Here is a 10,018-nt window from a genome sequence, read left to right as displayed (position 1 = left end):
TTTTTTATTGCGCGCGCAAAACATGCGCGCACGCGCGCCTCCCACCCGCCCCAAGTTGATGCAGCACTGTTCGATCGGTCAGGTAAGCGCGCCCATAACCGTGCACGGGCACGCCTCCCGCAAGTCGGAAAAACCCGTTGGTCACGAAACAACCGCTTGAAACATCGGGGTTTATCCAGATAATCCCGCGCCCGGGGAAGGCGTCGGAGAAAACTGGCTCCTTTCTTGCTCTGGCAGCCAAGCCTGACCAATCAGACAACTTCTACGCAGATAGAAAGATAACCAAGCACCAGGAGCCCAACCCGAATGAACCGTACCCTCTCCGCTCTCGCGCTCGCCGGTGGCCTGCTGGCCTGCGGCCAAGCCCTGGCCGACGGCCCGCTGCTGTGGCAGAACAACAGCCTCACCTACCTGTACGGCAAGGATTTCAAGGTCAACCCGGAAATCCAGCAGACCTTCACCTTCGAGCACGCCAGCGGCTGGACCTGGGGCGACCTGTTCATCTTCGCCGACCAGATCAACTACAACGGCAAGGCCGACGCCAACGCCGGCAACAACACCTACTACGGTGAAATCTCCCCGCGCCTGTCCTTCGGCAAGCTGTTCGACCAGAAGATCGCCTTCGGCCCGGTGACCGATGTGCTGCTGGCCGCCACCTACGAGCGTGGCGAGAACCGCACCCAGAATTACCTGCTCGGCCCGGGCTTCGACCTGGCCATCCCCGGCTTCGACTACTTCCAGCTGAACTTCTACTACCGCAAGCCCGACGGCATCACCAACAACCCCGCCGGCCAGTGGCAGGTCACCCCGGTGTGGTCCTACACCATCCCCGTGGGCAGCTCGGACATCCTCATCGACGGCTTCATGGACTGGGTGTGGAACAACAAGGACGCCACCAGCAGCCGCCCGAACGACCTCCACGCCAACCTGCACTTCAACCCGCAGATCAAGTACGACCTGGGCAAGGCCCTGGACCTGGGCGCCAAGCAGCTCTACGTCGGTGTCGAGTACGACTACTGGAGCAACAAGTACGCCATCGACGACAACAGCTTCCTCGGTGACGAGATCCTCGGCGGAACCGACCAGAACACCGCCAGCCTGCTGGTCAAAGTGCACTTCTGATCGCCCCCCGCCCCGTCGCCTTCCGGGCGGCGGGGAACCTCGCGCGCCGGGCTCGTGCCGGCGCCGGGTTCGGTGATATGTTTGCCCGGCTTCAGTCCGTGCAGCCCGAGGGATCGATGAGCAGCAACCGCAAGATCGGCATCCGCATCAAGAACACCGAAAAGATCCTCCTGGCCGCCGAGAAGGTCTTCGCCGAGCGGGGCTTCGCCGCCACCTCCATGCAGGACATCGCCCAGGAAGTCGGCCTCCCCAAATCCAACCTGCACTACTACTTCGCGACCAAGGAAGACCTCTACCGGGCCGTGCTGCAGAGCCTGCTGGAAGAGTGGGAGCAGGACGGCACCTGCTTCGAGATGTTCGACGACCCCAGCGTCGCGCTGACCAGCTACATCCGCGCCAAGATGAACCGCTCGCGCACCCGCCCCCACGGCTCCAAGGTCTGGGCAGCGGAGATCATCCACGGCGCCCCCCAGCTCAAGGAAGCCCTCGACGGCCCGCTCTACGAATGGGCCAAGCTGAAGGAAGAAAAGATCCGCCAGTGGGTCGAGAGCAAGCGCATCCTCCCGGTCGAGCCCTCCAGCCTCCTCTACATGATCTGGGCCTCGACCCAGCACTACGCCGACTTCAGCCACCAGGTGACGGTGCTCAACAACCACCAGCCGCTGAACGACCAGCAGTTCGAACGCGCCGTGCAGACCGTCACCGCCGTCATCCTGCGCGGCATTGGCCTGGCGACTTAGAAGCAGCGGCAAGCTTCAAGTTGCAAGCGGCAAGAAAGGGTCCTGAGTGGCTGGGCGTGGGTGCCCAGCCTATGCAGGTGAGGGGCTTGGATAGCGGGAAGCCGGAAGCGTGAAGCTGGAAGAAGAGCCCAAGCACCACATCGATAGGTTTCGCTCCCCCCAGGATGCCGCAGCAGCCACAACCCCGCGTAGGGTGTGCCGCGCGCACCGAGAACGCCCAGCGCACCCAAAATCCACAGTGAGCCACCAAGGGCTGCGCAGCGAAGAGCGGTGGGCTGAAGCCCACCCTACGAATTACGAATCCTCAGGTCACCGACGCGCAGGGTGGACCGCTGATCAGCTCAAGTCACAGCCGCTCGGCGTCGCCCAGGTGGCGGTGGGTTTCTGCGCCTTCACGCTGGCCGGCACGCTGATGCCCACGGCGCTGGTGCCGATCAGGCTTTCCAGCTCGGAAATGCTCTTGATGTAGCTGTTCAGGCTGCCCAGGCCGGCCTGGTTGGGGATGTACCAGCTGATGGCCTTGGTCTGCCCGGTCGCCGTATCGGTGGTGACGATGGTCTTCCAGAAATAGTCCGGCGTGCGGATGCCGTGGGACGAGAGGAAGTAGTCGTTGGAGGTGTCGTTGTAGACCACCCCGCCGTAGACGTAGACGGTGGCCAGGTCGCGGTAGCACTCGGCGACGTTCTCGGCGGCCACCCAGATGCCCTGATTGAAGCTGGCCACCTGCGGCACGATGTTGCTCATGTAGTTGGCGCGCTTGATGTAGGTGGCGTTGTAGTCCATGTGGTTGGAGGTCACCAGGTGGCCACGGTCCCAGCCCGACACCACGCTGGCATAGGACGAGGTGGTGGTCTGCCCGCCGCAGCCGCTGGGCAGGTCCGGGTCCAGGTAGAAGGAAGACGGCCGCGCCGCCGAACCGGTGTCGGTGGTCAGCACGTACTCGTAGCGCACGGCGGTGTGGTTGTCGCAATCGTAGGTCAGGTTGTAGCCGCCCTTGCTCAGGGTGACGGTGGCGGCGAAGGCCGAGGTGAAGGGAACGCAGCAAAGCGACAGCAGGAGGGCGATACGTTTCATTGCTTTTTCTTCCTTGCAGGTGCGGGCCTCCCACGGCGGGAAGCGCTCGGGTGGAAAAAACGAAACCAGGCGATGTCTGTTGCGGTTGATCTACTGCTGGGCGCCCAGGGCGGGCGCACCGTGCGATGGGCTGCACGGTGGTGGACTGCGACCCGGCGGCACAGGGGCGCGCCGCCGGGCCGGGCAGCCACCGGAGCGGACGATAACCTGTCGTCAATGACAGGTTTGTGAAACCTAGAGCATGGAAGAGGAAACCGGCAAGCGCGTCCCTGTTTCCATCAAGCCATTGAATATCAATGACATTTCATTTTTCTCACCAAATTGGTGAGCGCCGAACCAAATTGACGCAAAGGTCAACTTGATCAAACAAACAGGGAGTGGGCCTTGCCTGTCAGGCACTTGGCTGCGCGAAAAACGGGTGGCTTGGGGAGGGCGACAGCGGCGCTGCACCAGTTCGGAACCTGCGCGATCGGTCAGAAACCACGACTGGATCACAGAGCCGGGACGCGAGGGGATGGGGAAGGAGACGGGCCCTCCAGTACGGAGGGCCCGGTGGATCAGTTGCCGGTGGGCGCCATCATGGCGTCGGCGCTTTCACCGCGCGGGCGGCTCAGTTGCGGCAGCAGGGAGCCCAGCAGCATGCCCAGCACGCTGAACAGCAGGCCCGCCAGCTGCGGCGGCCAGAAGTCGGTTTCCTGGTAGTTCATCTCCAGGAAGACCCAGGACGCCAGGCCGAAACCTATGGCGACCAGCGCGCCCTGCGTGGTGGCGCGCTTCCAGAACAGGCCGGCGAACAGCGGCACCACGGCGGCGACCAGGGTCACCTTGTAGGCGTTGCCGACCATCTCGTAGATGCTCGCGTCCGAGTAGAGGGCGAACAGCGAGGTGGCCACCGTCATGCCCAGCACGCTCAGGCGCATGGCGAGGAGGAACTGGCGATCGTTCATGTCCGGCAGGAAGCGCTTGAGCACGTTCTCGGTGAAGGTCACCGAAGGCGCCAGCAGGGTGCCGGAAGCGGTGGACATGATGGCCGAGAGCAGCGCGCCGAAGAACATCACCTGGGCGAACAGCGGGGTGCGCTCCATGATCAGGTGCGGGAGGATCATCTGCGCGTCCTCCGCCAGCCACTTCTGCACCATCGCCGGGTCGATCATCGAGGCCGCGTAGGTGAGGAAGATCGGCAGCATGCAGAAGCCCAGGTAGAAGCAGGCCCCCGCCATGGAGGCACGCGCGGCGATGTTCTCGGTCTTCGCCGACATCACCCGGGCATACACGTCCTGCTGGGGAATGGAGCCGAACATCATGGTCACCGCCGCGCCGAGGAAGGCGACGATGTCGCGGGGCTCGAAGCCGTGCATGAAGGCGAACTTGCCCTCGCTGGCGGCGTGGCTGATCACCACCTGCGGGCCGCCGGCCATGTCGCCGATCAGCCAGGTCAGGTACAGCAGGCCGGCGACGATGATGATCATCTGCATGAAGTCGGTCAGCGCCACCGACCACATGCCGCCGAACAGGGTGTACAGCAGCACGATGCCGGTGCCGATGAGCATGCCTTCGGTGGTGGTGATGGAGCCGTCGGAGAGCACGTTGAACACCACGCCCAGCGCGGTGAGCTGCGCCGCCACCCAGCCCAGGTAGGAGCCGATGATCACCAGGCTGGTGATCAGCTCCACGTTGGGCCCGAAGCGCTTCTTGAAGAAGTCACCGATGGTCAGCAGGTTCATGCGGTACAGCGGGCGGGCGAACACCAGGCCCACCAGCATCAGGCAGCCGAAGGAGCCGAACGGGTCCTCGATGATCCCGGCGAAGCCTTCCTCGATGAAGGTGGCGGGAATGCCCAGCACCGCCTCGGAGCCGAACCAGGTGGCGAACACCATGGCCGCGACCAGGGGGAAGGACATGCTGCGGCCGCCTGCCGCGAAATCCTTGGAGTTCTTGACGCGAGTGGAAGCGTAGAAGCCGACACCGACGGTGATCAGCAGGTAGACCGCAACAAACCAGATCAGCATTTGTGAGTTCCAGTGGCTCGCCCGTCGTCTGGCTTGCCGGACCTGGGTCCTGGCAAGGGCGCCGCGACTGACAGAATTTTTGTTTTAGGCGCGTCACAACCGGGCGGGATCGACCGTCATGGCTAAAAGGGGCCCTGTACGGCTACCGCGACAACCTGCCGCAACGGGCGAGCAGTCTGCCAAAGCCGTCAAATATGTCAAACAGTTACAAGGCAAATGATGACAAAAAACGACAGACGCACCATGAAATTGTCGGACAAGCCGTTGATCTACTGATCAATTCTTCACCAGCGCTCACTGGCCAGTTCCTTATTTTTTACAGGAGGCGTTGCAAAAGCAGAACAGCAGCCAGCCTGCAAAAGCTCTGCTAGCCTCCTCCCGTCCCCCATGGAGCCGCTTCATGCACGCCCTCAGCCCTGAGCAGACCCGCGCCTACCTGGCCCACATCGACCAGCCAGCCCCCACCCTCAGCGACCGCAGCGCCCTCGACCGACTGATCAAGGCCCACCTCGACCGGGTCGCCTTCGAGAACGTCGACGTGCTGCTGGGCCGCGCCATCCACATCGACACGGACGCCGTGTTCGCCAAGGTGGTGGGGCGCAACCGCGGCGGCTACTGCTTCGAGATCAACGGCCTGTTCGGGCGCCTGCTATTGGCCCTGGGATTTCGCGTCACCCCGCTGGCCGCGCGGGTGCGCTGGGGGCTGGCGGCGGACGCGCCGCTGACCATCACCTCCCACCTGCTGCTGCGGGTGGATTTCGCCGACGAGGCGGTGATCGCCGATGTCGGCTTCGGCTCCGCCAACCCCACCCGCGCCCTGCCCCTGCGAGGCGGCGACGGGCCGGGCGAGTGGCCCTTCCGCCTGCTGGCGCCGGACGCCACGCACGATGACCATCGCCTGGAGACCTTCCTCAACGACGCCTGGGTGCCGGTCTACCACTTCGACCTGCAGCCCCAGCACTGGGTCGATTACGTGCCGCGCAACTGGTACACCTCCACCCACCCGGACAGCATCTTCCGCCAGATGCTGGTGGCCGCGCGCACCGAAGGCGCCGAACGCCTGACCCTGCGCAACGGCACCTTCAACCGCCGGGGGGCCGACGGCCAGGTGACCCAGCGCCTGCTGACGGATGCGGATGAAATCATCGCCGTGCTGCGCGAGCACTTCCTGCTCGGCATCACCGAGGACGAAGCGCCGCGCCTGCGTGAGCGCCTGGAAGGCCTGCTGCGCGGCTGACGACGCGGCGCGCCTACCCTGGCAGGTGCGGCGCATCGCCCTCCTCGGCCTTCTTCTCGCCCGGGTTCTTGCCCTCGTGCGAATGGTGCTCGATCACCGCGTTGAGCTCGGCGCCGAGCAGCAACACGGCGGCGGAGATGTACAGGTACAGCAGCAGGATGATGATCGCGCCGATGCTGCCGTACATGGCGTTGTAGTTGGCGAAGTTCTTCGCGTAGTAACTGAAGCCCAGGGACGCCACCAGCCACACCAGCACCGCCAGCACCGAGCCGGGGGTGATGAAGCGGAACTCCTGCTCCACGTCCGGCAACAGGTAGTAGACGGCGGCGACCACCATCATCAGCAGCAGCACCGCCGCCGGGATGCGCAGCCAGTTCCACAGCACCACCACCGCGTCCTCGATGCCCAGCTGGCCTGCCAGCCAGTTCATCACCTGCGGGCCAGTGACCATCAGCCCCGCCGCCGCCAGCAGGAAGGCCGCGACGCCCACCGTATAGAGCACCGAGAGCGGGATGCGCTTCCAGGTCGGCCTGCCCTCCTGCACGTCATAGGCGCGGTTCATCGCGTCCATGCTCGAACGGATCGCCGAGGACGACGACCACAGCGCCACCACCGCGCCGATGGAGAACAGCCCCGGTTTCTGCGTCTGCAACTGCTCGATCGCCGGCAGCACCAGATCCATCGCCGCGCTCGGCAGCACCAGCGTCGCCTGGGCCTGCAGCCAGTCGAAGAACTCCGGCAGCTCGAGGAAGCCGATCACGGCGATCAGCAGCAGCAGGAAGGGGAACAGCGAAAAGAACATCTGGAAGGCCAGCGCCGAGGCATAGGTCGGCAACTCGTCCTCGATGAATTCGGTCACGGTGCGCACCACGATGGTCCGCCACCCCACATCCCGCAGCCCCAGGGAACCGATCATGTGCCTGCTCGCTTGCTTTCATGCCCATACACAGGCAATGGACGGCATCGCGTCGGTTGAGTTCAGGCTATGCACCGCCACGGCCGTTCCGACGGACGGCAGCGCCCCTCGCGATAGACGCCGCCGCTGCGCTTGGCGGCGGGAAATGCGGGGCGAAACGGCCCCTCGCGCGGCTCGCCGCAGGGCTACTTTCGTCGGAGAGGGCGGAATGAACGGCCCTGTTGCCTGTCTCTAGCGATGCACCACCCGTACAGATCGGAAGCACGACATGAAGCCACTCATCCTCTCCATCCTGCGCCTCGGCGGCCTGCTCATCGTCCTCGGCCTGTCCGGCTGCAGCACGCTCGCGCCACGCGACCCGGTGCGGATCGACCTGGTGGGCATGGAGCCGGTGCCCGGCCAGGGCCTGGAAATGCGCTTCATGGTCAAGCTGCGGGTGCAGAACCCCAACGACACCGCCATCCGCTACAACGGAATCGCCCTCGACCTGGACATAAACGACCAGCCCCTGGCCAGCGGCGTCAGCGACCAGGCCGGCGAAATCCCGCGCTTCAGCGAAGCACTGGTCAGCGTCCCCGTGACCATCTCCGCCTTCTCCGCCATGCGCCAGGCCTGGGGCCTGGCCAACAGCCACAGCACCGGCCGCCAGCCCGGCGTCCCCTATACCGTGCGCGGCAAGCTCGGCGGAGGCTTCTGGAACACCGTGCGCTTCAACGAGGCCGGCCTGCTCAACCTGCCGGAGCCGGCGACGGTGTATTGATCACCGCCCATCGCGAATGAATTCGCTCCCACATGCTCCCCGCCTCCCATGCCGGCTGCTAGCAGCACGCTTTAGGGGCGCACTCATTCGCCCAAGCAAACCGCTAAAGCCGTAGCCCAAGCTTCAGCCCCGGGAGCAACGCATGCACGACTCCGGGATTCCGAACGCGGCTCGGACTCACCCTGTTGGGCTTCGTACCTCAGCCCAACCTACGGCCGCGGTAATGGGCATGGCATCGCCTGCGGTGCCTACTCCCCCACCACCAGCGCCACCAGCCACGAGGTCGCCTCGATCACGTCCACCTCGTCGGTGTCGATCTCGCAATCGGCGTCGGTGGGCGCTTCATAGGGGCTGTCGAGGCCGGTGAAATTCCGGATGCGCCCCTGCAGCGCCGCCTCGTAGAGGCCCTTGGGATCGCGACGGGCGCAGGTTTCGAAGCTCGTGCTGACGTAGACGCTGTGGAACTCGTCGGCGCCGAACAGCGCCCGTGCCGCCTCGCGATCGGCGCGGAAGGGCGAGATGGCGGCGACGATCACCACCAGCCCCGCGTCCACCATCAGGCGCGCCACCTCGGCGATGCGCCGGATGTTCTCGCGGCGTGACGCATCGTCCATGCCCAGGTCGCGACAAAGGCCCTTGCGCACGTTGTCGCCATCGAGCACGAAGGTGTGCACGTTGCGCGCGTTCAGCTCCACTTCCAGGGCGTTGGCCAGGGTCGACTTGCCGGCACCGGAGAGCCCGGTCAGCCAGATGCAGCAGGGGCGCTGGTGCTTGATCGCCGCCCGCGCCGCGCGCGTCAGGGCCTGGCCAGGAGCAGGGGCCTCGGGCGACGAGGCAGTGGGATTGTGCTTTTGCATAGCCGAGCAACTCGCAGTCACGTGGGTAGGCCCGGCGCACGCTCTCCCGCGTGCATACCGAGCGGATGTCTTTCACCGGCAACGCCTCGCGCCACGGTGAGGGGGCAGAGCCGCTGGCAGCCTATCAGCTCGCGGGGCGCCGTAAAATCGCGCGCCGGGGGTTCACGATGACCGCATCAGCGCGTCGGGAAACAGGCCCGCGGCAGGTCGGAGCCGCCCCCCCCCTGGGAACGGCCCCCACCCTTCGCCAAAGCCGGGCGGCAATCGACCAGAAGCAGCAGGCTAGCAAGGCGACCGCCACCGACTATTCCATCTTGGTCAAGACGGTTAGCGGCCCGATACACAGGCCACTCTTGCGCAAGCCCGGCAAAGCGAGGGAAAACCCTATACAATCTGCGGTCTTTTTCTTCACCCGATTGCGAGATACGCCGTGAGCACCCTGCCTCCCTGCCCCCAATGCAACTCCGAATACACCTATGAAGACGGCCAGAACCTGGTCTGCCCGGAGTGCGCCCACGAATGGTCCGCCAACGCCGCCGAAGCCCCGGCCGATGAAGGCAAGGTGATCAAGGACTCCGTCGGCAACGTGCTCCAGGACGGCGACACCATCACCGTGATCAAGGACCTCAAGGTCAAGGGCTCGTCCCTGGTGGTGAAGGTCGGCACCAAGGTCAAGGGCATCCGCCTGGTGGACGGCGACCACGACATCGACTGCAAGATCGACGGCATCGGCGCGATGAAGCTGAAGTCGGAATTCGTGCGCAAGGTCTGAGCCTTCCGCAGACGAGAAAGCCCGGCACATGCCGGGCTTTTTCATTTCCCCCGCTGCTTGCTGCTCCTTGAATATGCCTGGCGGAAGTCAGCCTCATGAGGCAAATCATCAAGCCCGTGACTCATCACCGCGTCTGAGTGACGTGCTCTTCCACTCCAATGATCTCGTACCACGGACTACGCAAGTATCTGTGCGCTCCTCGGAAGCTTCAGGAGCCTTCCCGGGGCTAGCGCCTATTTCAGGCCAGCGGTGTCCCGCCTACCGTCTCGTGCTCGCATGCACCGCCACCTTGCACCCCCGTCTGGTGCCGATGGCCGCATTCCCCACACGGGCCATCAAGGAGAGACCCCATGAGACCGGCCAACGCCAGGCACCCCGATATCGTGGTGCCCATTGCCCTGCACCGCACCCATGAGGCGGTCTGCTGCGCGCCCTGGTACGTGCTCGATACCGAGTACCGGCCCTGGCCGGCCAGCTATAGGCCGCTGATCAATGGCCAGGAGGCTTTTGGTGCAGTGCACAAGGCCATCG

The 10,018-nt window shown here is 64.8% G+C and carries 9 protein-coding genes and 1 pseudogene; 6 read left to right on the top strand and 4 right to left on the bottom strand.

Features of this window, described 5'->3' with window-relative positions; translation table 11 throughout:
- The first annotated feature begins 306 nt into the window (after positions 1 to 306).
- Both WFQ67_RS28585 and WFQ67_RS28580 read left to right on the top strand, forming a co-directional pair.
- Positions 307 to 1,122: an outer membrane protein OmpK gene (locus WFQ67_RS28585; RefSeq protein WP_213626365.1), complete on the top strand. Its 816-nt coding sequence runs from the start codon at positions 307 to 309 to the stop codon at positions 1,120 to 1,122.
- 116 nt (positions 1,123 to 1,238) lie between these two features.
- A complete protein-coding gene (locus tag WFQ67_RS28580) occupies positions 1,239 to 1,862 on the top strand; it encodes a TetR/AcrR family transcriptional regulator (RefSeq protein ID WP_111261972.1) in 624 nt (207 codons plus the stop codon).
- 336 nt (positions 1,863 to 2,198) lie between these two features.
- Here WFQ67_RS28580 and WFQ67_RS28575 read toward each other — a convergent pair whose 3' ends face one another.
- Positions 2,199 to 2,936 (bottom strand): DNA/RNA non-specific endonuclease, encoded by a 738-nt coding sequence (locus tag WFQ67_RS28575; protein ID WP_173171679.1) that lies wholly within the window; start codon positions 2,934 to 2,936, stop codon positions 2,199 to 2,201.
- Between the two features lie 557 nt (positions 2,937 to 3,493).
- The gene (locus WFQ67_RS28570) at positions 3,494 to 4,945 is read right to left on the bottom strand and encodes a sodium:solute symporter family protein (protein WP_173171677.1); all 1,452 of its coding nucleotides are present in this window, start codon (positions 4,943 to 4,945) and stop codon (positions 3,494 to 3,496) included.
- 400 nt (positions 4,946 to 5,345) lie between these two features.
- On the opposite strand from WFQ67_RS28570, the gene WFQ67_RS28565 reads away from it, so the two are divergent.
- Positions 5,346 to 6,182, top strand: a complete 837-nt coding sequence (locus tag WFQ67_RS28565; protein WP_213626368.1) for an arylamine N-acetyltransferase family protein — start codon at positions 5,346 to 5,348, stop codon at positions 6,180 to 6,182.
- Between the two features lie 13 nt (positions 6,183 to 6,195).
- Here WFQ67_RS28565 and WFQ67_RS28560 read toward each other — a convergent pair whose 3' ends face one another.
- Positions 6,196 to 7,098 carry a YihY/virulence factor BrkB family protein gene (locus WFQ67_RS28560; RefSeq protein ID WP_337058864.1) on the bottom strand — a complete coding sequence of 301 codons (903 nt, stop codon included), beginning with the start codon at positions 7,096 to 7,098 and terminating at the stop codon, positions 6,196 to 6,198.
- Between the two features lie 268 nt (positions 7,099 to 7,366).
- On the opposite strand from WFQ67_RS28560, the gene WFQ67_RS28555 reads away from it, so the two are divergent.
- Complete coding sequence (locus WFQ67_RS28555; RefSeq protein ID WP_173171671.1) at positions 7,367 to 7,858, top strand: LEA type 2 family protein; 492 nt, start codon at positions 7,367 to 7,369, stop codon at positions 7,856 to 7,858.
- 248 nt (positions 7,859 to 8,106) lie between these two features.
- Here the strand turns inward: WFQ67_RS28555 and cysC are convergent, their stop codons facing one another.
- Positions 8,107 to 8,715 (bottom strand): adenylyl-sulfate kinase, encoded by a 609-nt coding sequence (gene cysC, locus WFQ67_RS28550; RefSeq protein ID WP_173171669.1) that lies wholly within the window; start codon positions 8,713 to 8,715, stop codon positions 8,107 to 8,109.
- A 430-nt stretch (positions 8,716 to 9,145) separates the two neighbouring features.
- On the opposite strand from cysC, the gene WFQ67_RS28545 reads away from it, so the two are divergent.
- Together WFQ67_RS28545 and WFQ67_RS28540 are read left to right on the top strand one after the other, a co-directional pair.
- On the top strand, positions 9,146 to 9,487 hold the full coding sequence (locus tag WFQ67_RS28545) for a zinc ribbon domain-containing protein YjdM (protein ID WP_111261979.1): 342 nt from the start codon (positions 9,146 to 9,148) through the stop codon (positions 9,485 to 9,487).
- A 350-nt stretch (positions 9,488 to 9,837) separates the two neighbouring features.
- Positions 9,838 to 10,018, top strand: a pseudogene (locus WFQ67_RS28540) (hypothetical protein); the annotation flags it as partial.

Source organism: Pseudomonas sp. USHLN015 (assembly GCF_037153275.1).
In the GTDB taxonomy this organism is placed as follows: Bacteria; Pseudomonadota; Gammaproteobacteria; order Pseudomonadales; family Pseudomonadaceae; genus Metapseudomonas; species Metapseudomonas tohonis.
Note: the sequence above shows the minus strand (reverse complement) of the source record. Positions and strands in the feature narration are given on the sequence as shown.